Raw genomic sequence first — 22,413 nt, 5'->3', positions numbered from 1 at the left:
ACAAAAAAAGAACATCGCGCGAATTGTGGACAAGGCGGCGGAACGCCTTCGCGCTCGCGCGTTTCGGACTAAGGTGCCTCGGACATTCATAAGCGGAGAGGGTCATGGCGGGCAGCGTCAACAAGGTCATCCTGGTGGGGAATCTGGGCCGCGACCCGGAAGTGCGCACACTGCCGTCGGGCGACCGCGTCGTCTCTTTCTCCGTGGCGACGACGGAATCCTGGCGCGATCGCAGCAGCGGCGAGCGCAAGGACCGCACGGAATGGCACAATGTGTCGATCTTCAACGAGAATCTCGGGAAGATCGCCGAGCAATATTGCCGCAAGGGCTCCAAGATCTATCTCGAGGGCCAGCTGCAGACGCGTGAATATCAGGACAAGGACGGCGTGCAGCGTCGGGCGACCGACGTCGTGCTGCAACGCTTCCGCGGCGAGCTGACGCTGCTCGACAGCAAAGGCGGCGGTCGCGGCGAGGGCGATTATGAAGGCGGCGGCGGCTCCTATCAGTCGAGCGGCGGCGGCGGCGGCTCCAGCTTCGGCCGCTCCTCGCCGATGGAGCGCCCGCCCGCCGAGCGTTCTCCCGCGCCGGCTAGCGGTGGACGTCTGTCGGAGCAGCTCGACGACGATATTCCGTTCTGATGGTCGAGGCGCATCGCGCCTCGACGGGAGTCGCTGGTTGCGCTGAGCCCCCCTCACCCGCTGCGCGAGGGGGGCTGCGGGCGGTTCGTGAAGTTTCGATGACGGGCGCAATCTACTCCCTCTCCCGCACAGCGGGGGGTGGGGAGGGGGCGCTTCCGGCTCTCACAATCGCTACGACCCGCGCGAGCGCAGCCCATTCGTCCGGAATTCCCGTGTCTGCGGCCGCGCGCCGTTCTGGCCCGTGCGGCGGCCTTCGCCGGCCTTGCCGGTTCCCGCGGGTTGCCAGCCCGGCACCAGATGGTGCTTGCCCGGGCCGATGAGATCGGCGCGGCCCATCGCCTTCAGCGCATCGCGCAGCACGGGCCAGTTCTCGGGATCGTGATAGCGCAGAAAGGCTTTGTGCAGGCGGCGCTGGCGCAGGCCCTTCACCGCATCGACCTTCTCCGACGCGCCGCGCCGCACCGGCTTCAGCGGATTGAAGCCCGAGTGATACATGGCCGTCGACAGCGCCATGGGCGAGGGCAGATAGGTCTGCACCTGATCGGCGCGATAGCCGTTCTTCTTCAGCCATAGCGCCAGATTCAACATATCCTCGTCGCTCGTGCCCGGATGGGCCGCGATGAAATAGGGGATGAGGAAATATTGCTTCTTGGCCGCCTGCGCCGCCGCGTCGAACAGACGCTTGAAGCGATCGTAGGAGCCTATGCCGGGCTTCATCATTTTGGCGAGCGGGCCGCTCTCCGTATGTTCGGGCGCAATTTTGAGATAGCCGCCGACATGATGCTCGACCAGCTCGCGCACATAGGCCGGGCTCTTCACCGCGAGATCATAGCGCACGCCAGACGCCACCATCACTTTCTTCACGCCGGGCAGCGCGCGCGCCTTGCGATAGAGCTGGATCAGCGAGTCGTGGCTGGTCTCGAGATTCTTGCAAATGTCCGGATAGACGCAGGAGGGCCGCCGGCACAGCGCCTCGGTCTCGCGGTCCTTGCAGGCGAGGCGATACATATTCGCCGTCGGCCCGCCAATGTCGGAGATGATGCCGGTAAAACCCTCGGTCTTGTCGCGGATCATCTCGATTTCTTTGAGGATCGAGCCTTCCGAGCGCGACTGGATGATGCGCCCCTCATGCTCGGTGATGGAGCAGAAGGAGCAGCCGCCGAAGCAGCCGCGCATGATCGTCACCGAATGACGGATCATCTCCCATGCAGGGATAGCCTGCGTGTAGGAAGGATGCGGCGCGCGCGCAAAGGGCAGATCATAGACGCCGTCCATTTCCGCCATGGTCAGCGGAATGGGCGGCGCGGTGAGCCAAATATCGCGCGTTCCGTGACGCTGGGTCAGCGCGCTCGCATTACCGGGATTGCTCTCCCGATGCAGCACGCGCGAGGCGCGGGCGTAGGATTCGGGGTCATTGGCGACCTGCTCGAAAGCGGGCAGGCGGATGACGACAGTCTCGCTCTGCGCGTCCTTGCGTATGCGGCCTTCGTCCGGCCCGTCAATGTCCTCGGCCGAGGCCTCGAGCCAGCCCTCGGGCGTGGCGTCGCGCGTGAAGGCGACGCCGCGGACATCGGCGAAATCCTGCGCCATGCCGCGCTTGGCGATGCGATGCGCGACCTCGACGAGGGCGCGCTCGGCGTTGCCATAGAGCAGCAGATCGGCCTTGGCGTCGAAGAGGATGGAGCGGCGGACCTTGTCCGACCAATAGTCGTAATGGGCGATGCGCCGCAGCGACGCCTCTATGCCGCCGAGCAGGATCGGCGCATCGGGGAAAGCCTCGCGGCAGCGCTGGGCGTAGACGATGACGGCGCGATCGGGCCTTTTGCCGCCTTCGCCGCCGGGCGTGTAGGAATCATTGTGCCGCAGCCGCCGGTCGGAGGTGTAGCGGTTCACCATCGAATCCATATTGCCGCTGGTGACGCCGAAGAAGAGGTTCGGCTTGCCGAGCGCGCGGAAGGCGGAAGCGTCGCGCCAGTCCGGCTGGGCGATAATGCCGACGCGAAAACCCTGCGCCTCCAAGAGGCGGCCGATGATGGCCATGCCGAAGCTCGGATGGTCGATATAGGCGTCGCCGGTGACGAGGATGATGTCGCAACTGTCCCAGCCGAGCGTCTCCATCTCGGCGCGCGACATGGGCAGAAAAGGCGCGACGCCGAAGCGATGCGCCCAATGCTTGCGATAGGAGAACAGCGGCTTGGCCGCGCCTCGATCTTCGGCGGCTTTCGTCATGGTCTCGTGAATATCATGGAACGCGGGCCGGATGCGAGGAGCCTGACACCCTGGCCCTCGCTAGACGATCTTCGCGAATGCCGCCGCGCCGGCCTTGCCCGGCGGCTCGCGCGCGGCCTGTGGCGCGCGCAGCGCTTCGGCGAGCGCGCCTTGCGGATCGGCGGCGCCTTCGAAGATCGCCTCGACGCATTTGACGCAGAGCGTCACCTTCGCATCGGCCAGGCGGTAGAAGACCTGCTTGGCGGCGCGGCGGGTCTCCACCAGCTCGGCGCGGCGCAACTCGGCGAGCTGCTGGCTCAAGGCCGGCTGCTGAATCGCGGTCGCGGCCTCGATCTCGCCGACCGTGTGCTCGCCGGCGAGGAGATAGGACAGGATCATCAGCCGCTGCGGCTGCGCGAAAATCTTCAGCCTTTCGGCGGCCTCATTGGCGCGCTCGCGCGATTCGTAGAGTGCGGTCATTTGTCTTTCGAGCTCAGATCTTTGCACGTCCGATAGAACCAGCTGTCGGTCGCGCCGGGCGCGAGCGCCTCTTGCGCGGCGCTGGGCGGCGGCAGCAGAAGATCGCCGCCGGGCGTCCAGCCCTCCGGCGTCATCACCTCGCCGGAGGCGGCCTTCTTCAGCGCCGTGACGAGGCGCAGCATCTCCTCCACCGAACGCCCGACCGTCAGCGGATACCAAGTGAGCGCCCGCACGATTCCCTGCGGGTCGATGTAATAGGTCGCGCGCATCGCAGAGGAATCTCGGGCGGTCTCGTCCAGCATTCCATAGGCGCGACCAATGGTCATGGTCGGGTCCTCGACGATGGGGAAGGGGACAGTGACGCCGAAAAGGTCGCGAATCGCCCGCACCCAGGCGAGATGCGAATAGAGGCTGTCGACCGAGAGCCCCAGCAGCGCGCAGCCCACCTCCTCGAATCGCGGCGCGGCGCGCGAGAGCGCCACGAATTCGCTGGTGCAGACCGGCGTGAAATCCGCCGGATGCGAGAAAAAGATCAGCCAGCGGCCGCGGAACTGATCGAGACGAATGTCGCCGCCCGTGGAGCGCGCCTGAAAAACCGGTGCGAGATCGCCGACGCGCAGCGCCGGCGCAGCCGTGGTCGGAGCCGGAATCGGTTCTTTTTCCATGGCTTTCAAATGCCCCCATTCCTCGCTTGACACAAGCAGACTATTTAATTACATAAATCATGTAATATTGAAATTAAAGGGGAGGTCGCCATGACGGATGCCGCGCTCGAGCAGGCCAGGGAACAAATCCTCGCCGCCGCGAAACGGCCGTCGGTCCAGGTCGAGACCTTCTTCGACGAGCCCACTTTCACGGCGTCTCATGTCGTTTATGATCCGGCGACCCGCCATGCGGCGATCGTCGACAGCGTGCTGAATTTCGATGCGGCCTCCGGCCGTACCTCGACCAAGGGCGCGGATGAGGTCATCGCTTATGTGAATCGTGAAAGTCTTGTGATCGACTGGCTGCTGGAAACCCATGCCCATGCCGATCATCTCTCGGCCGCGCCCTATCTCCAGACTAAGCTCGGCGGCAAGCTGGCCATCGGCCGCGAGATCACCACGGTTCAGACCGTCTTCGGCAAGGTCTTCAACTTCGGGACGGAGTTCGCCCGCGACGGCTCGCAGTTCGATCATTTGTTCGATGATGGCGAGACTTTCGCGATCGGCGAGATTCCGGCGATCACGCTGCATGTGCCCGGCCATACGCCGGCCGATGTCGCTTATGTGATCGGCGACGCGGCCTTTGTCGGCGACACGCTGTTCATGCCGGACTATGGAACGGCGCGCGCCGATTTCCCCGGCGGCGACGCCCGCGCGCTCTATCGCTCCATCCGCCGGCTGATGGCGCTGCCCGACGAGACGCGGCTGTTCCTCTGCCACGACTACAAAGCGCCGAACCGCGACACTTATGCCTGGGAGACGACGGTCGGCGCCGAGCGCAAGGGCAATGTCCATGTGCATGACGGAATCGGCGAGGACGAATTCGTCGACATGCGCACGCATCGCGATGCGACGCTCGATCTGCCGCATCTGATCCTGCCTTCCGTGCAGGTGAATATGCGCGGCGGTCGCCTGCCGCCGCCGGAGGACAATGGCGCGCGCTATCTGAAGCTCCCGCTGGACGTCTTCTGATGATGCTCGCCTCTTCCACGGCGCAGGGCCTCGCCGGCGGGCTGATGATCGGCGCGAGCGCGTCGATCATGCTGCTCGGCGCCGGGCGCATCGCCGGCGTCAGCGGCCTCTTCGCCCGCGTGATCGGCGTGACCAAGGCTTGCGGGCCGGACGGACTCGCGGCCGGCTTCGTACTCGGCCTGCCGCTCGGCGCGGGGGCGCTCGTTCTTCTCCCTGGGCCGATAGAGATGAGCTTTCCGCCGCTGGCCATGCTGCTGATCGGGGGGCTGCCGGTCGGCTATGGCGCGCGGCTCGGCTCCGGCTGCACCAGTGGCCATGGCGTCTGCGGCCTGTCGCGGCTCTCCAAACGCTCGCTCGTCGCGACCGGCGTCTTCATGAGCGTCGCGGCGGCGATGGTCGCGGCGATGAATGCGGCGGGGCTCGCATGGTGATCCGATTTCCCCTCCTCGGCATTCTCAGCGGCGCGATCTTCGGACTCGGCCTCGCCGTTTCCGGCATGGCCGATCCGGCGCGCGTGCGCGGCTTTCTCGATGTCTTCGGCGCTTTCGATCCGACGCTCGCTTTCGTCATGATCGGCGCGCTCATTCCTATGGCGATCACTTGGCGCGTCGTGCGCCGGCTGGAGCGGCCGCTCGCCGCCGAAAGCTTCGATCTGCCGCCGACCTCTCCCGTAGATGCGCGCCTCGTCACGGGCGCGGCGATCTTCGGCGTCGGATGGGGCGTCGCCGGGCTCTGTCCTGGGCCGGCGCTCGCCGATCTCGCCCTCGCGCCTCTCGTCGTCGCGCCTTTCGTCGCGGCCATGGCGCTCGGAATGATTCTGCAGCGCTTCGTCGCGCAGAAAATGTGAACGCCGAAACGCTCGAACGAAAGGGCCGAATCATGACCAGGAATGTCGGAACCCTAGACCGCATTTTCCGTCTCGCCGTCGTCGCGGCCATAGCGATGGCCTATTGGCTGGGCGCGCTCTCCGGCGGCCTCGGCGTCGTCGCGATCATCGCCTTGGCGACCAGCCTCGTCTCCTTCTGCCCGGCCTATCGCCTCTTCGGAATCTCGACCTGTAAGCGCGTCTGAACCGACGCGCGCTCGCCGAAGCTTCCCTCATCCTGAGGAGCCCGCGAAGCGGGCGTCTCGAAGAGACGAGGGAAGCGTCACGCGCCGGCTGATGGTTCTCCCCGACACGCACCCCAAAAAGCGAACAAAAAAGAGGAACGCACCGTCATGAGCTTCACGAAATTATCGTCCGCTTTCTCCGTTTCGCCGCAGATTACGAAGGCCGATGTCGAGCGCGCCGCGCGCGAGGGGTTTCGCCTCGTCATCGACTGTCGTCCCGACGATGAGGAGCAGGGCCAGCCGAATTTCCGCGACGTCGCCGAATGGGCCGCCGAGCACGGTCTTTCCGCGAAACATGTCCCGGTGACGCCGAGCGACATTCATGAGGGCGCCGTCGCCGATTTCGCCGGAGCGCTGGCGACCGCGGGCGGCCCCGCGCTCGGCTATTGCAAGAGCGGCCGGCGCGCGAGCGCGCTGTGGGCGCTGTCGCAGGCCATGCCGCTCGGCGCCGAGACGGTTCTCGCCGCCGCGAAAGAGGCCGGAGTCGATCTCGAGCCGTGGAAAGCGCGCATCGTCGCGCGCGGCGGCGCGCCGGCCGCAGACCGCGGTCCGGGCTCTTATGATGTGGTGGTCGTCGGCGGCGGCAGCGGCGGGATCGCGGCGGCGGCGAGCCTGTTGAAGCGCCGGCCCTCGCTTTCCGTCGCCATCGTCGAGCCGGCGGAGATTCATTATTATCAGCCGGGCTTCACGCTGGTCGGCGCCGGCGTGTTCAAGCCCGAGGTGACGAAGCGTCCCATGGCCTCGGTGATGCCGGACAAGGCCGTCTGGATCAAGAAATCCGTCGCCGAATTCGCGCCCTTGTCCGATGAGGTCGTTCTCGACGACGGCTCGCGGCTGCGCTATCGCGCGCTCATCGCCTCGCCGGGCATAAAGCTCGATTGGGACGCCATTCCCGGCCTCGTCGAGACACTCGGCAAAAACGGCGTCACCTCCAATTATCGCGCCGATCTCGCGCCCTACACGCATTTCCTCGCGCAGACTCTGCGTAGCGGCCGCGCGCTGTTCACACAGCCGCCCGTGCCGATCAAATGCGCCGGCGCGCCGCAAAAGGCCATGTATCTCTCTTGCGACGCTTGGCGGCGCGCCGGCGCGCTCTCGAACATGGAGGTCGAGTTCCACAACGCCGGCGCCGTGCTGTTCGGCGTGGCCGCCTATGTGCCGGCGCTGATGGAATATGTCGAGCGCTACGGCATCGCATTGCGCCTCGAGTCGAAGCTCGTCGCCGTCGACGGGCCGGCGAAGATCGCGACCTTCGAGCAGAAGGGGCCGGACGGAAAAGTCGAACGCGTCGAGCGCGATTTCGCCATGATGCACGCCGTGCCGCCGCAGCGCGCGCCGGATTTCGTCGCCAAGAGTCCGCTCGCGGGCGAAACCGGCTTCATCGCCGTCGATCCCGAGACGTTGCGCCACACGCGCTACGGCAATGTCTTCGCGCTGGGCGACGCGGTCGCGACGACCAACGCCAAGACCGCCGCCGCCGCGCGCAAGCAGGCGCCGGTCGTCGCCATCAATGTGCTCTCCGTGCTCGACGGCAAGGCGCCGCATGTCGGCTATGACGGCTATGGCTCCTGCCCGCTCACCGTGGAGCGCGGCAAGATCGTGCTCGCCGAATTCGGCTATGGCGGCAAGCTGCTGCCGAGCTTCCCCAATTGGCTCATCGATGGCGCGCGGCCGTCGCGCGCGGCCTGGTTCCTCAAGGAGCGTCTGCTGCCGCCGATCTATTGGCGCGCCATGCTCAAAGGCCAGGAATGGCTGTGCAAGCCGCATATGATCGAAAAATGCGAGCGGCAGCCCGCAGAATGACGAGGAACAGGTGTATTTAGAGCTCGTTCAATATCTGATCGGCGCCGGCTGCGGGGCGGCGATCGGCTTCACGCTCGGCCTCATCGGCGGCGGCGGCTCGGTGCTCGCCGTGCCGCTGCTGGTCTATGTCGTCGGCGTGAAGGACCCGCATGTCGCGATCGGCACCAGCGCATTCGCCGTCGCCGTCAATGCGGCCTTCAGCCTGTGGAACCATGCGCGCACCGGCTCGGTGAAATGGCGCTGCGGCGGCATCTACGCCGCCGCGGGAATGCTCGGCGCCATTGTCGGCTCGACGATCGGCAAGAGTTTCGACGGGCAACGACTGTTGTTCCTCTTCGCGCTGGCGATGATCATGACCGGCGTGATGATGCTGCGCGGCCGCGGCGCCGTCGGCGACGCCGCCGTCGAATGCACGGTGGAGCGCGCGCCGCGCGTCGCCTCCTTCGGACTCGTCACCGGATTGTTCTCGGGTTTTTTCGGCATAGGCGGCGGCGTTCTCGTCGTGCCCGGACTCGTCGGTTCGACGGGAATGCCGATGATCAACGCCGTCGGCACGTCGCTCGTCGCCGTCACTGTCTTCGGTCTGACGACGGCGGTCACTTACGCGCTCTCCGGACTCATCGATTGGCTGCTCGCCCTCGTCGTCATCGTCAGCGGCGCCGCGGGCACGATGATGGGCGCCGCTCTGGCGCGGCGCCTGTCGAAGAAGACGGGCCAGCTCACCATCGCTTTCGCGATCGTCGTCTTCGCCGTCGCCGCCTATACGCTGTTCAACTCGCAGCTCTTCACCAGATAGAACCGGCAATATAGTCAGCGCGCCGCCGGCGTCGGCGAGCAGCGCGCGGCGATCGGTCTGAAGAAAGCGCCTCCGATCGACGAACCCCGACCGCGCGCCGTGCGGCCGGGGTTCGTCGATCGAAGCGATCGCCGGAAGGCGCGACGCGCGAGAGTCTTTCCGTGTTTCATCGAAACACGGAAAGACTCTCGGCTTTTGTTTTGACGCGTTTCCAACGCCGAACCGGCGTCCACTTCGGCTGGAAACGCACTTACGCGAGAGACGCCGAGCCCACATGCGTCGGCCCGGCGAAGCCGCCCGCTCAGCCCATTCCGGCGGTCTTCAGTATGGTGCGCGCATCGACGAGGGCGGCTTCGACGCCGTCCGCTCGATCGAGGGCCTCGACCAGCTGCTTGAGACAGTCGATCGCTGTCGGCTCGAAAAGCCGCTTCGTCGTCAGATTCTGCTCGCGCGATTCTTCGACGGCGCGAAGGATCGCCTGAACGTGCCGCAGCTTATCCGCCAACGGCTCGCCGATCGGCGATTTTTCGGCCCGGTCGGTGGAAAGGGAGGGGAGCTGGCGCGGTCGCGCGCGCTCCTGTTCATAGCGGATCGTCGGATCGGTTTTCTTGGTCATCGTCGATATCATCTGTGTCAGTTTGGCGCGGTCGAGAGCATCACAACGCGAGACTCTCAAATATTTGAATTTACACAATTTTTTAACGCAGACGCGTGACCGGGCCCATTCAAAATGAAACGTGCGCTCGATACGGGCGATGCTAACGCAATCGCTGTGCCTCGCTATCCCTCGAATGGAGGAGAAGTAGAAAAATTCGAAAATCGAATGTCGATCGCCGCCGTGAGGTCGATTGCGCGGTTCGGTTTCACATGCGAGAAGTCACAATCGTAAATTGATTCATGCGGCCGCGGCCGCAGCCTATTTCATCGATATTCTACGACATTCATTTTCAGAAGGATGGCGCGGGTGTCGAATTATTCGTACCGATTATTGTCCGATGTGATCGGATCGATCTACGATTGCGCTCTCGACCCTACGCAATGGAGCGGAGCGCTCGCCGAAGTCGCCGCATTGCTCGGCTGCGAGAAGGCGCTCCTGTCGCTGAATGATCTTCGACACGACAAGATCATCGTCGATGTGAGCATCGGCTGGGAGCCGCAATGGCTGATGGAGCGGCAAAAGCACGCCGCGGAAATTCAGGCGCGATTGAGCGAATGGTTCGCCGTGCAAACGTCGCTCGACGCGCCTTTCGTAGGCCCGCGTCATTTGCCGCCGCATTATCTCGCGCAGTCGGCCTATGTGCGGGATTGTCTGGCGCCGCTCGGATTGGTGGATGCTGCGCATTTTTTCCTGCTGCGCGAGCCGACGCGCTTTTCCGAGCGCGGCTCGGCCGGCCGGCGTGAGCCGTCGGCGCTCGCTCGATGAAATCGATCGGCCGAGGCTCTGCGGCGACCACGCTCGTGACAGCGTCGAAAGGCCGCGGATAGACTGCGTCGCTTTGGATTTATAGCGGAGACGAGCCGAGCCCATGCGCTCGAGCGCCGCCTCGGGCGGCCAATGCCGATCGCGGCGAAAAGGCATATTCAATGCAGAAAATCTATAGCAGAGAGATCGTCGCCGCCCGCAAGGCGGCGCTCGTCGACGCCATCGGCGCGCTGAAGGCGCGCGGCGTCACGCCCAAGCTCGCGGCCGTCGTCTGCTCGGCCGATCCGGCCGCGCTGAGCTATGTCGCCGTCAAACGCAAGCACGCCGAGGAAGTGGGCGCCGCTTTCGAGGCCGTCGATCTCTCGCATGCGGGCTCCTATGCGGAAATCGAGATGCGAATGCGCGATCTATGCGCGCGGTCGGACATAGACGGCGTCATTGTCGTCATGTCGTCGAAGCCCGAGGTCGACGAGATCGACGTGACCAATCTCATCCCGGCGCATAAGGACGCCGACGGGCTCTCCGTCGGCAATCTCGGCGCCTTGCTGCAGCATGGGCCGCATCAGCGCTTCATCGCGCCCGCGACGCCGCGCGCCTGCATCGCGCTCGCCGAGTCGCAGGGGCCGCTCCTCGGCAAGAGCGTCGTCGTCATCGGTCGCGGACGCACGGTCGGCAAGCCGCTCGCGAATATGCTCGTCAACGCCGGGGCGACGGTCACCATCTGCCATTCGGCGACGCCGGACATTCCCGAATTCTCGCGCGCGGCAGACATCGTCTTCGTGGCGACGGGGCGCCCGCATTTCTTCGGACGCGATTATTTTTCGCGAGGACAGCTCGTCGTCGACGCGGGCGTCGGCTTCATCGACGGCAAGCTCGCCGGAGATGTGGACGCCGCGGCGCTCGAGGAGCTGGATATTCGTCTCACGCCGGTCCCCGGAGGCGTCGGGCCTTTGACCTCGGCGCTCATTCTCGAAAATCTTCTGCTGCTGATCGAGCACGCCGAGCGCGGACGCGGCGGTTAGCGCCGTCCCTGCGTGACCGGGCAGACATCGGTCCTATTGCGACAATCCGTCCGATGTTTTTAGCGAAATTCGGCGCCACATTGATTGTTATGGCGCGGCCATGCGATCCCGTCCGGGAGCTTCCGGTATCTCTCCGAGGCTCGAAGATGCGCATCCGGGAGAGCATGGCGCGCCGAGGCCGGTCAGCCTCTGGTCCACAACTTGCGTATCGCCGCGGGCAGCTTCCTTTTCGAGGGCGATCCCGATGGCGTTCACCTTTATCTGTAACACCAGCGCCGTGAGCGAAGGGGCCATGGGCCTCTTTCAGGCCGGCCGCAAGAGCGTGCTCCTGGTCTGGCCGACGGGCGGCGAGCTCAAGGCCTTTCGCGGCCGCTGTCCACATGCCGACATGCCGCTGAACGAAGCCGCTTTCGACGGCAAGACCGTGCTCTGCAATTATCACAATTGGGGCTTCGACGGCGTGAACGGCAAATGCGTGACGCATCTCGTCCGCAACGCCCTGCATCCCTATGAGCTGCGGGTGGAGGGCGACGAGATCCAGGTCGACGTCGGAGCGGCCAAGCCGGCGCGCGCGCCGGCCTGACCGGCCGCGCTCCCGGCGCGGCGCCGCCAGCGTGCTTTGGCAGGGATGTTGCTTCTAATTCTGAAACAGGAGCGACAGCCGTGCCCGAGACGCGAACCATCACGACCGAGAAGGACTTCGAGCATCCGGTCGACGCAGTCTGGCGCGCCATGACCGATTCGGAATGGCTCGCCGTTTGGTTTTTCCCGAACGACATCCGGCCCGAGGTCGGCCATTCTTTCACCATTTGGAGCCGCCCGATCGAGCGTTGGGACGGCGAGTTCCAATGCAAAGTGCTCGAGGTCGTCCCTGGCGAGAAGCTGAGCTTCCGATGGAAGGGCGGCCATGAGGAGCTCAAGGGCTTCGGTCATTACATGGACGTGACCGTCACCTGGACGATCTCCGCTCTGCCCGAAGGCGGCACGCATTTCCATTTCGTCCAGGAAGGGATCTCCACCGAGCCGACCTCCGACGTGCTCTTCGACATCATGCTCAAAGGCGCGGACAGCGTGATGCGAAGCCTCGCCAAGCGCATTCCCGACCTCCTCGAGCACGAGCCCTGACCTCGGGCCAGCGGCGCCGGACTCTGCTGTTCGGCGCCCTGCCTGCGGCTTCACGCGCCGTGCGATCGCGCATAGCGGCGCGCCCCCTCATCGACGCATAAAGGGCGCGCGCCACGAGGGCGCGAGCCGGAAAAGGAAAGCGTCGACGAAAAAGCCATTGCCTGCGTCTCTGCTGGCCTTCGCCGTTTCTCTCGCGCTCGGCGTCGCCGCTGTTCCCTTCGTGTCCGTTCCCGTTGCGGCGGCCGTGTTCCCGTCGGGCCCGCGTTGAATAGAGTCTTGCGTAATCGCGGAGCTCATGACGAACGTAGCGCCGTCGAGGCCGACGCCCCGGCGGCGCTGACGCATGTCGGCGGTCGCATGGGCGATGGCGCGCGCATCTTCACTTTCATCGATGCGGGCCGCTAGAGTGTTTCCAGTCGAAGCGGGCGCCGATTCGGTGTTGGAGACGCGTCAAAACAAAAGCATAGTGTCTTTTCATATTTTCGGTGAAACATGAAAACACGCGAGACGGAGGGCAAATGGAGGAGATCGCCGCATCTATCGGCAATGACGTCGGCATTTCGGCGCCGACGGCCCGTCTCGCGATCGGCCATATTTTCGCGTTTCTGGAAAAGCGCGACGCCGCCATAGGCGCGGAGCTGATCGCGAGTGTGCCCGGCGGCCGCGAGACGGTCGAGGCGGCGCTCGCCGCCCCGCGCCACGGCCTGCTCGGACTGGCGCTCGGCGGCCTCGGGGCTCTGGTCGGGAAAAATCAGAAAGACGTGATCGAGCTGACCTCGCGGCTGACCAGCATGGGGCTCTCCGCCGCGCAGCTGCAGCAGCTCGCCAAAGCGGTCTTCGTGCTCGCCGAGCAGGCGGTCGGCCGCCCCAAGCTGCAGACGATCACCGATACGATTCCGGGCTTCTCGAAATTTCTCTGGCCGAACGGCTGACGCCTCTCGTCGTCGGCCGCGCCTTGGCGGGGGACGGCGCAGGATGCGCCTCCTCCAGGCGAGACGGCGTCGAGCCGGTCGCCGTCAGATCGACCTCCGCGCGTTCCGCCTTCGCCGGAGGCGCCGCCGGCTGCAGCTCGACCTGCCGGATCGTGGGCGCCGCTTGCTCGGGGTCCTGGGCGGCGAGCTTGGCCGCATCTCGAGCCGCGTCATGGGCGACGATGGCGGTGGGCGCGGTCCTCGTCGCATCGACATAGGTCCGCGCGCCGAGGAGCGGAGCCGCGAGCGCCGTCGCGACGAAGAGGATGCGCGCGATCGGGGCTTTGCGCGGCGAGCCGGGCTCGTCGGCCTGGGCGGTGGAGCGCGCCGCGAAGACGATATCCGTCGCGGTTCGGGGCGCGGTTCTCCGGTCCCTGGCTCCGTCCGCGTGAAAATTTCGGCCGACATGAAAGCGCATCGAAATTCTCGTCCTGTCAGGTCTCGCAATGGGTGTGGAGCTTAGGGGCGCAATGGTTAATTTTGATTCACCGTAACGGCGCGTCACCTGACGCCTCGGAGGGCGTCGATCTCACGATCTGCGATCGGGAGCCGATCCATGCGCCGGGCGCGATCCAGCCGCATGGCGTGCTCCTCAGCCGCATGGCGTGCTCCTGGCGCCCGATCCGGACGATATGCGCATCGTCCAGATCGCCGGCGATACGCAGGCGCTGCTCGGCTCCCCGCATCGCGCGCTGCTGGGCCAGAGCGTCGAGGCGCGGCTCGGCGCCGTGGCGGCGAAGCGGCTGACGCGCATCATCGCCGACGCCGCCGGGCCGCGCTCCTGCCTCGCCTTCGAGACCGAGCCCGACGATGGCGCGCCGGGGAAATGGGCGCAATGCGCGTGAATGCGCAACGCGCATCCTCCGGCTCATTTCGCCACGACGGCGACGATGCGCGCCGGACCGCCGGTGCCGCCCGATATCTTCATCGGCAGCGCGAAGACGATGGCGCCTGTCGCCGGCAACTGGTCGAGATTGGCGAGATTCTCGAGCCCGGCGGCGTCGACCCCCGCGACGATGCGATGCACGAGGAAATCCTGCGACGGACCATTGTCCACGCTCGCCGTGTCGATGCCGATCAGCTTGGCGCGGCGCTCGACGACGAGCAGCGTCGCCGCCTGCGCGCCATAGCCGGGGAAATGCAGATGCGTGGCGTCGCCGGGCGTATCGTCGCCGAGATAGGCCTTGCGGTCGCTCCAACGCGCGCTCCAGCCGGTGCGCAGCAGCACGATCGCGCCCTCCGGTATGCGCCCATGCGCCGCCTCCCATTCGGCGACGTCTTCCGGCTTCAGCGTGTAATCCGGATCGGCGGCCGCCTTGGCGCTGACGTCGATGACGAAGGCCGGCCCGACGAAGCGATCGACCGGAATTTCGGCGCTCGTCCAATGGCCTCGCGCGAAATGCAGCGGCGCGTCGAGATGCGTGCCGCCGTGCTCGGGCGAGCAGAAGCTGTTGGCGGCGAAGAAATAGCCGCGCTCGGTGAGGCCGTTGTGCAGCGATTTGAGCTCGAAGCCGGACGGCGATGTCGGCCAATAGATCGTCTTGGCGTCGAAGGGATGGGTCAGATCGACAATGATGGATTTGGAGAGATCGAGGCTCTGGCCATAGGCCGGCGCCGCGATCAGGGATGAGAGAAAGGCGGCCAGGACCAAGCCGCGGATCGGGTGATGCGCCATCGATCGATCTCCTCGCAAAGAGGAGCGATCCTGCCATGCGCGAAAGCTCCGGCTCAATCGTGTGGAGGCCGGAGCGATCCGGTCAGGGCTCGAGGCTGCGCCAGCGGAACAGCAGGCCGGCCGTGAGGCCGCCGAGCAGCGGCGCCGCGAAGAACAGCCACAGCTGTTCCAGCGCCTTGCCGCCGACGAACACCGCCGGGCCGAGCGAACGCGCCGGATTGACGGAGGTGCCGGTCACGCGAATGAGCACGATATGGATGACGACGAGCGCGAGGCCGATGGCTATGCCCGCCGAGGCGGTGCCGCCATTGGTCGAGGTCGCGCCGAGGATGACGACCAGAAACAGGAATGTGCCGACGAATTCCGCCAGAAAGGCCGAGGTCGTCGAAATATTGCTCCAGCCATTCTGACCGAGGCCGGCGGCGGCGACGTCATATCCGCCTTCGCGGCCTTTCAATATTGCGTAGAGGATCGCCGCGCCGGCAATGGCGCCGAGACATTGCGCGATGATGTAGCCGATCAGATTGAGCGTCGAGAGCCGCCCCGCGGACCAGACGCCGATCGAGACGGCCGGATTGATGTGGCAGCCCGAGACCGGCCCGATCCCATAAGCGAAGGCCGTCACGGTGAGGCCGAAGGCGAAGGCGATGGGCAGCACGGCGAGCGGGCCGATCCCTTGCGTGGAGCCCAGCACGCCGCCGAGCTCGCCGAGCGTCACCGAGCCGCATCCGAGCAGCACCAGAGCGCCTGCGCCGATCGCCTCGGCGACATATTTCTTCATTGTCATTTCCGGACCTGTCGTTTCGTGAAAATCGAATCCGCATCTTGCAAAAGTCGGATCGTCGTCGAAAATCAGCATCGCCGATGAACTGGAAATGAATAATCGCGCGGCGCTCGATGGGAGGAAACGGAATGTCGGGCTCTTCGTCCGCTCTGACGCATTCGCTCGATGTTTCGGCGTCGGCGCAGGGGCCGCTTTCGGGCGCGCGCTTCGTCGTCAAGGAGAACATCGACGTCGAGGGCCTCGTCTCCACCAATGGCCAGCCGACATGGGCGGCGACCCATGCGCCGGCCGGCATCAATGCGCCCGTCGTCGATCGTCTGCTCGCCGCCGGGGCGCGGCTGGTCGGCAAGGCGCATATGGACGAGATGGCCTATAGCCTGCTCGGCGCCAACGCCCATTACGGGACGCCAATCAATCCGGCGGCGCCGGATCGGCATCCGGGCGGCTCGTCCTCGGGCTCGGCCGTCGCTGTCGCCGCCGGCCTCGCCGATTTCGCTCTCGGCACGGATACGGCGGGCTCCTGCCGCGCGCCGGCCGCCTTCTGCGGAATTTTCGGCTTTCGCTCCTCGCATGGCGCGATCTGCGTGAATGGCGTCGTCCCGCTCGCCGAATCGCTCGATGTGATCGGCTGGTTCGCGCGCGATGTCGATGTTTTGGCGCGCGTCGGGGACGTGCTGGTGCCGCGCGATCTCTCTGGCGACGCGCTCGACGAGGCCGCGATCCTCTCCGAAACTTTCGCGCAATGCGACGAGGAGACGCGCGCGCCGATGGAGCCGGCGCGCGCCGCCATCGCGCAGAATTTCGCCTGTCGCGAGGCTGCGCTCGGCGAGGAATTCTGGTCCGAGTCGCTGCGCTGTTTCCGCAATCTCCAGGCCTATGAGGCCTGGCGCGCGCATGGCGCATGGATCGCGGCGACGAAGCCGAAATTCGGGCCCGGCGTCGCGGCGCGCTTCGATTATGCGGCGACGGTCACATCAGCGGCAAAGGCCGAGGCCGACGCCTTTCGCAGCGCGGCGCGTGCGCGCGTCACAGCGATGTTCGGCCCGAAAACTCTGCTCGTCGTTCCGACGACGCCTTTCGCCTCGCCGCTGCTGACGGAAAGCGAGGCGGAGCTCGACCGCAAGCGCTATCTGATGTTCCGCACTTTCCTCTTTGCGAGCTTCTTCGGCCTGCCGCAGATCAGCGTCCCGCTTTCGCGGCCCGCGGGCGCGCCGCCGCTCGGGATTTCGCTGATCGGTCCGCGCTGGTCGGATCGGCGGCTGATCGCTGCGGCGCGCGGGCTTTCGGGGCTGTGACCTTTTCCGCCAGCACATTGTCGACGCCCCAGCGGAACATCAGCGCCAGCACCGGCTCCAGCGAGCGGCCGCGCTCGGTGAGGCTGTATTCCACGCGCGGCGGCACTTCCGCATAGACGCGGCGCGAGATCATGCGATCGCGCTCGAGATCGCGCAATTGCTGCGTGAGCGTGCGTTGCGTGATCGTCTTCAGCAGACGCTGCAATTGGCTGAAGCGCTTGGTCCCGTCGGCGAGGCGGAACAGGATCGACGGCTTCCATTTGCCGCCGATGATGTCCATCGCGGCTTCGATCGGGCACTCGTCATATTCCTCGTGCCGCTGCTTGCGCATGTGACGGTATCCATTGCTGCCGTATCGACATGATTTGTCAGTATATGCGAAGTTTCTGCGTACTTCACCAATGAAAAGCATGTCGCTAAGCTCTGCGCCGTCTTCGACAAAAGTGGAGCGCGACAAGCGATGACCAACGCCCTTACTCCCGAGCTCTATTGGACCGTGCTGACCGCCGGCCTCGCCTCGGTCTTGTGGATTCCCTATATTTTGCAGCGCATTTTGCAGCTGGGGCCGATCGGCGCCTTCCGCGATCCTCTGCATGACGTCGCCACCAAAGCGCCCTGGGCGCGGCGCGCCAAGAGCGCCCATACGAATATGATCGAAAATCTCCTCGTCTTCGCCGTGCTCGCTCTGACGATCCAGATCGTCGGCGGCGGAACCTCCGCGACGGCGATCGCGGCGCCATTGTTCTTCGCGACGCGCGCGGCGCATTATGTCGTCTACACGCTCGGCCTGCCATGGGTGCGCACGCCGATGTTCCTCATCGGCTTCGGCTGTCAGATCACGCTGCTGCTCGCCATTCTCGCGCATTCGTGACGTCTACGTGCTCTTTGTGTCTTGGTGCTGAATTTCACCACGAAGATACGAAGGGCACGAAATCAATCCGAGCCCCGCTCCACCGACAGCAGCTTCAAAATGCGCTTCGACAGCGAGTCTCGCACGACGCGATAGGATTCCAATATCGTCTCGCGCGAGCCGCTGGTCGCTGTGGCGTCGAGCGTCGGCCAATAGACGACGTCGACAGCCATGGCGCGCGTGAACTCCAGCGCCTTGTGATGCGACTCCGGCGACAGAGTCACGATGAGATCGAAGTTGGAATCTTCCAAATCCTCGAAACTATGCGGCTTGTGCCGCGAGATATCGACGCCGATCTCGTCCATCGCCGCTATGGCGAAAGGATCGGGCTCGCCGCGCTTCAGCCCGGCGGAGGCGAAATAGATTTCGCGGCCGAAATAATGACGCCCCAGCGCTTCCGCCATGGGCGAGCGGACGGCGTTCTGCGTGCAGGCGAACAGCACGGCGTGTGGCCGCGATACGAGTCCGCCTTCCTCCGGCATGGGCTCAGCCCTTCCAGTGCAGAGCCGTGACCAGCGTGAAGAGGCGGCGCGCGGTGTCCGTGTCGCAGTCGATCTTGCCCTTCAGCCGTTCGGAGAGCAGGGCCGCGCCTTCATTGTGCAGCCCGCGCCGACCCATGTCGATCGCCTCGATCCGGCTCGGCGTCGCGGTGCGGATCGCGGCGTAATAGGTCTCGCAGACGAGAAAATAATCCTTCAGCAGCCGCTTGAAGGGCGTCAGCGACAGAATATGCGTGACGATGGTGTTTCCTGCTTCGTCGCGCACGTCGAAGACGAGCTTGGCGTCATGCAGGGCGATGACGAGGGCGTAAGGCCCGCCGTCATGGCCCTCCAGAGAGAAGATATTGTCCTCGATGAGATCATAGATGGCGATGGCGCGCTCATGCTCCTGATCCGCCGTGCCGCGCCCGATGGATGCTTCATCGAGCGTGACGGAGATCAGCCGCTTGGTCGCGCTGTCGGCCACCTCACGCCCCGCGCTGGTCGAGGCGCATGGCCACGGAGCGCGCATGCGCCTGCAGCCGCTCCGCGTCGCCGAGCGTCACGGCGGCGGGGCCGATCTCGCGCAACGAGGCGGGATCGCATTTGAGGATCGAGGTGCGCTTGACGAAATCCAGCACGCTGAGACCCGACGAGAAGCGCGCCGAGCGCGCCGTCGGCAGAACGTGATTGGAGCCGCCGACATAATCGCCGATCGCCTCGGGCGTATAGGCGCCGATGAAGATCGCGCCGGCGTTGCGCACTTTGGCGGCGAGCTCCTCGGCGTCTTCCGAGACGATCTCCAAATGCTCGGCGGCGATGCGGTCGGCGAGCGGGATCGACTCGGCGAGGCTCCTGGTCACGATGATCGCGCCATAGTCGCGCCAGCTCTTGGAGGCGATCTCGAAGCGCGCCAGCGTCGCCAGCTGGCGCTCGACAGCGGCGGCGGCCGCGTCGGCGAAGGCCGGATCGTCGGTGATGAGGATCGACTGCGCCGATTCGTCATGCTCGGCCTGGGCGAGCAGATCGATCGCCACCCAATCGGGATTGGCGGTCTTGTCGGCGAGCACGAGGATTTCCGACGGGCCGGCGATCATGTCGATGCCGACGATGCCGAAGACGCGGCGCTTGGCGGCGGCCACCCAGGCGTTGCCCGGCCCGACGATCTTGGCCACGGGGCGAATGGTCTTGGTGCCATAGGCCAGCGCCGCGACGGCCTGCGCGCCGCCGACGCGATAGACCTCGTCGACGCCGGCGCGCTTGGCGGCGGCCAGCACCAGCGGGTCGATGATCCCATGCGGGGCGGGGACGACCATCACCAGCCGATCGACGCCCGCCACCTTGGCGGGCACGGCGTTCATCAGCACGGAGGAGGGGTAGGAGGCGGTGCCGCCCGGCACATAGAGGCCGACCGATTCGAGCGCGCTCCAGCGCCAGCCGAGCTCGACGCCGGCCTCGTCCTTATAGCGGAGGTCTTCCGGCCGCTGGCGCTCGTGGAAGGATTTGATGCGCGCATGGGCGAGATCGAGGGCGGCCAGCGTCTCCTTCGGCACTTTGGATTCGGCGGCGTCGATCTCGGCTTTCGTCAAAGCGATGCCGGTCTGTGCGAGGTCGATATGGTCGAAGCGCTTGGAATAATCGATCAGCGCCTCGTCGCCGCGGGCCGCCACATCCTCGATAATGCCGCGGACGGTGTCGTCGACGTCCTGGGCCGCCTCGCGTTTCGTCGCCAGCAGCGCCGAGAAGCGCTCCTCGAAATCCGCCGCCGACGCATCCAATCGCCAAGTCATGTTCTTCTCCAACCGGTATTTCCGGTTGTCATGACCTTGCCTCGCCGTCTTCGTCAAGCTCATGTGACGGACAGGCCTTCGCCGCCCAGCGCGGCCCGAGGTCCTGGAGGCGGGCCTCGACGCACTCCACATCCAGCGAAATCGCCGCTCCGCCGGCGAAAATCAGCGTCACCACGCCCCCCGGCGGCTCGGCGGCGGGCTCGAAAGTGACGGCCAGCAGCTCCAAAATCGCCTCGGGCCTGTCGCGGGCGATTTTGAGCTGGCGGACCCGCCGCACCCCGTCGAAATGCACGCCGGAATGGCAGCGCTCGCGTTTGCCCTGCTCGGCGGCGGCCCAGTCGTAGCGGCAGCCGACGAAGGCGAAACGGCTCTGCTCGGGCAGAAAGGCGATATCGCCGACCCTGACCAGAGCGTCCTGGAGCAGGGCGGAGAGGCAAGAGAGGTCCTCGGCGTCCATTGCCTGGAGCCTCAGACCATCGGACTTAGGCGACGACGAGCGCTTGAACATGGAGTAGGCCTCCTGTTCGAGCATATGGCGAGCCGCCATCCGGCCCGCAACCGCGCCGCCGAGCCGTCGGCGTACGCCGAAAGGAATTTTGCCTCGTGGTTTCAAAAGAGTGAGCCCTGGTCGCCGCCGCCCTTGCCCTTTGCGCGCTTTGGGCGAGCGGCGGGGGGCGCGCCGGGCGTCGGGCCGCCGGATTCGGAGGTCGCGCCATTTTCGGCGTTCGCCACGATTTCCCCGTCGGCGAATTGAATCTTCAGCCGCGCGCCGTGCGCGACGTCTCCCGCATGTCTCAACAAATTATCCGCCTCGTCGCGCACCAGGGCGAAGCCGCGCGCCAGCACCTGCTTATAGCCGAGCGTCATGCGCAGCTGATCGAGCCGATCGAGCCGCGCCCGCCGCTCGTCGATTATGCGGATGAAGGCCGAGCGCAGGCGCTGCTCGGCGTGGTCGAGTCGCCGTTGCGCATCCTCCGCCTCGCGCCGGGCGAGAGCGCGCCGCGCGACGAGGCCCTGGCGCAGCCTCGCCTGCAGGCCCTTCAGCCGCTCGGAGGCGCGCGCCAGCTCCGCCTGCGGCGAGTGGCGGGCGAGCACATGGGAGATGCGGGAGAGCGCGAGGCGGCGTCCGTCCAGCGCGCGGCGCAAATTGCCGCGCAGCCGTTCGCCAGCGCGATCGGCGCGCTGGGCGGGCGCGAGCAGCAATTGCGCGCCCGCGGGCAGCACGCGCTGCAACGAGGCGAGCTGCCGCTGATTGGTGTCCAGAAGCCGTCGCTCCGCCCCGGCGAGGCGGCGGGCGAGATTGGCCGTCTGCTCCACCAGCTCGGCGCGCACCGGCACGCATTTTTCCGCCGCGCCGGTCGGTGTGGGCGCGCGCAGATCGGCGGCGAAATCGATGAGCGTGGTGTCGGTCTCATGGCCGATCGCCGAGACCAGCGGAATGGCGCTCGCCGCCGCCGCGCGCACGACGATCTCCTCATTGAAGCCGAACAAATCCTCGAGCGAGCCGCCGCCGCGCGCGACGATCAGCACATCCGGCCGCGGAATCGGGCCGCCGCGCGGCAGAGCGTTGAAGCCGTCGATCGCCGCGGCCACTTCCGCCGCGCAGGTCTCCCCCTGCACGCGAACCGGCCACACCAGCACGCGGCGCGGAAAACGATCCAGCAGCCGATGCAGAATATCGCGAATCACCGCGCCGGTCGGCGAGGTGACGACGCCCACGACGAGGGGCAGAAAGGGCAGGGGCTTTTTGCGCTCGGCGTCGAACAGCCCCTCGGCGGCGAGGCGTTTTCGCCGCTCGTCGAGCAGCGCCATCAGCGCGCCGGCGCCGGCCGGCTCCAGCGTCTCGATGACGATCTGATAGGAGGATTTGCCCGGAAAGGTGCTGATCTTGCCGGTGGCGACGACCTCCAGCCCCTCCTGCGGCTTCACGCGCAGGCGCAGGAACGTCATCTTCCAGATCACGGCGTCGAGGCGGGCGTTCTGGTCCTTGAGGCTGAAATAGACATGGCCGGAGGAATGCGGCCCCCGATAATTGGTGATCTCGCCGCGCACGCGCACATGGCCGAAACGATCCTCCACCGTGCGTTTGAGCGCGTTGGCGAGCTCGGAGACGGAGAGCTCCGGCACATTGGGCCCGGCGGCGATCGGCGGGACGGGATCGTCGGCCTCGGGGGCGGGGGATTTGGCGGGACGCTTGGCCATGGACGAGATATGGCCGATTTCGCGGT

At 66.0% G+C, this 22,413-nt stretch carries 29 protein-coding genes and 1 pseudogene; 17 read left to right on the top strand and 13 right to left on the bottom strand.

All coding sequences use genetic code 11. The features are described 5' to 3' along the window. Positions 1-104: 104 nt before the first annotated feature. Positions 105-638 (top strand): single-stranded DNA-binding protein, encoded by a 534-nt coding sequence (ssb, locus tag AC6IY7_RS00915; RefSeq protein WP_497781097.1) that lies wholly within the window; start codon positions 105-107, stop codon positions 636-638. A gap of 171 nt (positions 639-809) precedes the next feature. Here ssb and AC6IY7_RS00910 read toward each other — a convergent pair whose 3' ends face one another. Genes AC6IY7_RS00910 through AC6IY7_RS00900 form a run of 3 tightly spaced genes read right to left on the bottom strand, consistent with a single transcriptional unit; the run spans position 810 to position 3,991 of the window. Continuing rightward, complete coding sequence (locus AC6IY7_RS00910) at positions 810-2,867, bottom strand: YgiQ family radical SAM protein (protein WP_497781096.1); 2,058 nt, start codon at positions 2,865-2,867, stop codon at positions 810-812. Between the two features lie 60 nt (positions 2,868-2,927). Further along, positions 2,928-3,326 (bottom strand): ArsR/SmtB family transcription factor, encoded by a 399-nt coding sequence (locus AC6IY7_RS00905; protein ID WP_497781095.1) that lies wholly within the window; start codon positions 3,324-3,326, stop codon positions 2,928-2,930. Beyond that, a complete protein-coding gene (locus AC6IY7_RS00900; protein WP_497781094.1) occupies positions 3,323-3,991 on the bottom strand; it encodes a peroxiredoxin in 669 nt (222 codons plus the stop codon). Before AC6IY7_RS00900 ends, AC6IY7_RS00905 begins: the two co-directional genes overlap by 4 nt. Positions 3,992-4,081: 90 nt before the next feature. Here AC6IY7_RS00900 and AC6IY7_RS00895 point away from each other — a divergent pair, with 90 nt between their 5' ends. From AC6IY7_RS00895 to AC6IY7_RS00870, 6 genes are all read left to right on the top strand, one after another. Further along, positions 4,082-5,002 (top strand): MBL fold metallo-hydrolase, encoded by a 921-nt coding sequence (locus AC6IY7_RS00895; protein ID WP_497781093.1) that lies wholly within the window; start codon positions 4,082-4,084, stop codon positions 5,000-5,002. Next, positions 5,002-5,433 carry a YeeE/YedE family protein gene (locus tag AC6IY7_RS00890; RefSeq protein ID WP_497781092.1) on the top strand — a complete coding sequence of 144 codons (432 nt, stop codon included), beginning with the start codon at positions 5,002-5,004 and terminating at the stop codon, positions 5,431-5,433. Before AC6IY7_RS00895 ends, AC6IY7_RS00890 begins: the two co-directional genes overlap by 1 nt. Then, positions 5,427-5,849 carry a DUF6691 family protein gene (locus AC6IY7_RS00885; protein ID WP_497781091.1) on the top strand — a complete coding sequence of 141 codons (423 nt, stop codon included), beginning with the start codon at positions 5,427-5,429 and terminating at the stop codon, positions 5,847-5,849. Before AC6IY7_RS00890 ends, AC6IY7_RS00885 begins: the two co-directional genes overlap by 7 nt. A 32-nt stretch (positions 5,850-5,881) precedes the next feature. After that, the gene (locus AC6IY7_RS00880) at positions 5,882-6,073 is read left to right on the top strand and encodes a YgaP family membrane protein (RefSeq protein WP_497781090.1); all 192 of its coding nucleotides are present in this window, start codon (positions 5,882-5,884) and stop codon (positions 6,071-6,073) included. A gap of 147 nt (positions 6,074-6,220) precedes the next feature. Further along, positions 6,221-7,915, top strand: a complete 1,695-nt coding sequence (locus tag AC6IY7_RS00875) for a bifunctional protein tyrosine phosphatase family protein/NAD(P)/FAD-dependent oxidoreductase (RefSeq protein ID WP_497781089.1) — start codon at positions 6,221-6,223, stop codon at positions 7,913-7,915. A gap of 10 nt (positions 7,916-7,925) precedes the next feature. Next, complete coding sequence (locus AC6IY7_RS00870) at positions 7,926-8,711, top strand: sulfite exporter TauE/SafE family protein (RefSeq protein WP_497781088.1); 786 nt, start codon at positions 7,926-7,928, stop codon at positions 8,709-8,711. A gap of 301 nt (positions 8,712-9,012) precedes the next feature. Here AC6IY7_RS00870 and AC6IY7_RS00865 read toward each other — a convergent pair whose 3' ends face one another. Further along, on the bottom strand, positions 9,013-9,327 hold the full coding sequence (locus tag AC6IY7_RS00865; protein WP_497781087.1) for a hypothetical protein: 315 nt from the start codon (positions 9,325-9,327) through the stop codon (positions 9,013-9,015). Positions 9,328-9,675: 348 nt separating this feature from the next. On the opposite strand from AC6IY7_RS00865, the gene AC6IY7_RS00860 reads away from it, so the two are divergent. The 6 genes from AC6IY7_RS00860 to AC6IY7_RS00835 all read left to right on the top strand — a co-directional run bounded on the left by AC6IY7_RS00860 (position 9,676) and on the right by AC6IY7_RS00835 (position 13,213). Continuing rightward, positions 9,676-10,134 carry a hypothetical protein gene (locus AC6IY7_RS00860; protein WP_497781086.1) on the top strand — a complete coding sequence of 153 codons (459 nt, stop codon included), beginning with the start codon at positions 9,676-9,678 and terminating at the stop codon, positions 10,132-10,134. 161 nt (positions 10,135-10,295) lie between these two features. Continuing rightward, entirely contained in the window at positions 10,296-11,156 is an 861-nt protein-coding gene (locus AC6IY7_RS00855) for a bifunctional 5,10-methylenetetrahydrofolate dehydrogenase/5,10-methenyltetrahydrofolate cyclohydrolase (protein ID WP_497781085.1), read from the top strand. 244 nt (positions 11,157-11,400) lie between these two features. Continuing rightward, positions 11,401-11,739: a Rieske 2Fe-2S domain-containing protein gene (locus AC6IY7_RS00850; RefSeq protein ID WP_497781084.1), complete on the top strand. Its 339-nt coding sequence runs from the start codon at positions 11,401-11,403 to the stop codon at positions 11,737-11,739. Positions 11,740-11,819: 80 nt separating this feature from the next. Beyond that, positions 11,820-12,281 (top strand): SRPBCC family protein, encoded by a 462-nt coding sequence (locus tag AC6IY7_RS00845; protein WP_497781083.1) that lies wholly within the window; start codon positions 11,820-11,822, stop codon positions 12,279-12,281. 276 nt (positions 12,282-12,557) lie between these two features. Continuing rightward, complete coding sequence (locus AC6IY7_RS00840) at positions 12,558-12,686, top strand: hypothetical protein (protein WP_497781082.1); 129 nt, start codon at positions 12,558-12,560, stop codon at positions 12,684-12,686. A gap of 113 nt (positions 12,687-12,799) precedes the next feature. Beyond that, positions 12,800-13,213, top strand: a complete 414-nt coding sequence (locus AC6IY7_RS00835; RefSeq protein WP_497781081.1) for a DUF2267 domain-containing protein — start codon at positions 12,800-12,802, stop codon at positions 13,211-13,213. Here AC6IY7_RS00835 and AC6IY7_RS00830 read toward each other — a convergent pair. Continuing rightward, positions 13,164-13,670, bottom strand: a complete 507-nt coding sequence (locus tag AC6IY7_RS00830; protein ID WP_497781080.1) for a hypothetical protein — start codon at positions 13,668-13,670, stop codon at positions 13,164-13,166. The two genes, AC6IY7_RS00835 and AC6IY7_RS00830, sit on opposite strands and share 50 nt — an antisense overlap. A gap of 32 nt (positions 13,671-13,702) precedes the next feature. Here AC6IY7_RS00830 and AC6IY7_RS00825 point away from each other — a divergent pair. Both AC6IY7_RS00825 and AC6IY7_RS00820 read left to right on the top strand, forming a co-directional pair. Beyond that, positions 13,703-13,825 (top strand): annotated as a pseudogene (locus tag AC6IY7_RS00825) (hypothetical protein); the annotation flags it as partial. A 32-nt stretch (positions 13,826-13,857) separates the two neighbouring features. Continuing rightward, complete coding sequence (locus AC6IY7_RS00820; RefSeq protein ID WP_497781079.1) at positions 13,858-14,097, top strand: hypothetical protein; 240 nt, start codon at positions 13,858-13,860, stop codon at positions 14,095-14,097. 23 nt (positions 14,098-14,120) lie between these two features. On the opposite strand, the gene AC6IY7_RS00815 is transcribed toward AC6IY7_RS00820, so the two are convergent. Together AC6IY7_RS00815 and AC6IY7_RS00810 are read right to left on the bottom strand one after the other, a co-directional pair. After that, positions 14,121-14,927: a cyclase family protein gene (locus AC6IY7_RS00815; RefSeq protein ID WP_497781078.1), complete on the bottom strand. Its 807-nt coding sequence runs from the start codon at positions 14,925-14,927 to the stop codon at positions 14,121-14,123. 82 nt (positions 14,928-15,009) lie between these two features. Beyond that, positions 15,010-15,708, bottom strand: coding sequence for an aquaporin (locus AC6IY7_RS00810; protein WP_497781077.1), 699 nt, complete (start codon positions 15,706-15,708; stop codon positions 15,010-15,012). A gap of 131 nt (positions 15,709-15,839) precedes the next feature. On the opposite strand from AC6IY7_RS00810, the gene AC6IY7_RS00805 reads away from it, so the two are divergent. Beyond that, entirely contained in the window at positions 15,840-17,006 is a 1,167-nt protein-coding gene (locus tag AC6IY7_RS00805) for an amidase (protein ID WP_497781076.1), read from the top strand. Here the strand turns inward: AC6IY7_RS00805 and AC6IY7_RS00800 are convergent. Then, positions 16,891-17,337 carry a winged helix-turn-helix transcriptional regulator gene (locus AC6IY7_RS00800; RefSeq protein ID WP_497781075.1) on the bottom strand — a complete coding sequence of 149 codons (447 nt, stop codon included), beginning with the start codon at positions 17,335-17,337 and terminating at the stop codon, positions 16,891-16,893. The two genes, AC6IY7_RS00805 and AC6IY7_RS00800, sit on opposite strands and share 116 nt — an antisense overlap. 129 nt (positions 17,338-17,466) lie before the next feature. Between AC6IY7_RS00800 and AC6IY7_RS00795 the strand changes: the two genes are divergently transcribed. Then, on the top strand, positions 17,467-17,877 hold the full coding sequence (locus AC6IY7_RS00795) for an MAPEG family protein (protein WP_497781074.1): 411 nt from the start codon (positions 17,467-17,469) through the stop codon (positions 17,875-17,877). Positions 17,878-17,939: 62 nt separating this feature from the next. Here AC6IY7_RS00795 and AC6IY7_RS00790 read toward each other — a convergent pair whose 3' ends face one another. From AC6IY7_RS00790 to xseA, 5 genes are all read right to left on the bottom strand, one after another. Continuing rightward, positions 17,940-18,398 (bottom strand): arsenate-mycothiol transferase ArsC, encoded by a 459-nt coding sequence (locus tag AC6IY7_RS00790; protein WP_497781073.1) that lies wholly within the window; start codon positions 18,396-18,398, stop codon positions 17,940-17,942. Between the two features lie 4 nt (positions 18,399-18,402). After that, entirely contained in the window at positions 18,403-18,927 is a 525-nt protein-coding gene (locus AC6IY7_RS00785; RefSeq protein WP_497781072.1) for a UPF0262 family protein, read from the bottom strand. After that, positions 18,884-20,185, bottom strand: a complete 1,302-nt coding sequence (gene hisD, locus AC6IY7_RS00780) for a histidinol dehydrogenase (RefSeq protein ID WP_497781071.1) — start codon at positions 20,183-20,185, stop codon at positions 18,884-18,886. Before hisD ends, AC6IY7_RS00785 begins: the two co-directional genes overlap by 44 nt. A gap of 28 nt (positions 20,186-20,213) precedes the next feature. Continuing rightward, complete coding sequence (locus AC6IY7_RS00775; RefSeq protein ID WP_497781070.1) at positions 20,214-20,642, bottom strand: DUF2948 family protein; 429 nt, start codon at positions 20,640-20,642, stop codon at positions 20,214-20,216. A 152-nt stretch (positions 20,643-20,794) separates the two neighbouring features. Next, complete coding sequence (gene xseA / locus AC6IY7_RS00770) at positions 20,795-22,387, bottom strand: exodeoxyribonuclease VII large subunit (RefSeq protein WP_497781069.1); 1,593 nt, start codon at positions 22,385-22,387, stop codon at positions 20,795-20,797. Between the last annotated feature and the right edge of the window lie 26 nt (positions 22,388-22,413).

This window comes from Methylosinus sp. is20ea (assembly GCF_059718135.1).
Note: the sequence above shows the minus strand (reverse complement) of the source record. Positions and strands in the feature narration are given on the sequence as shown.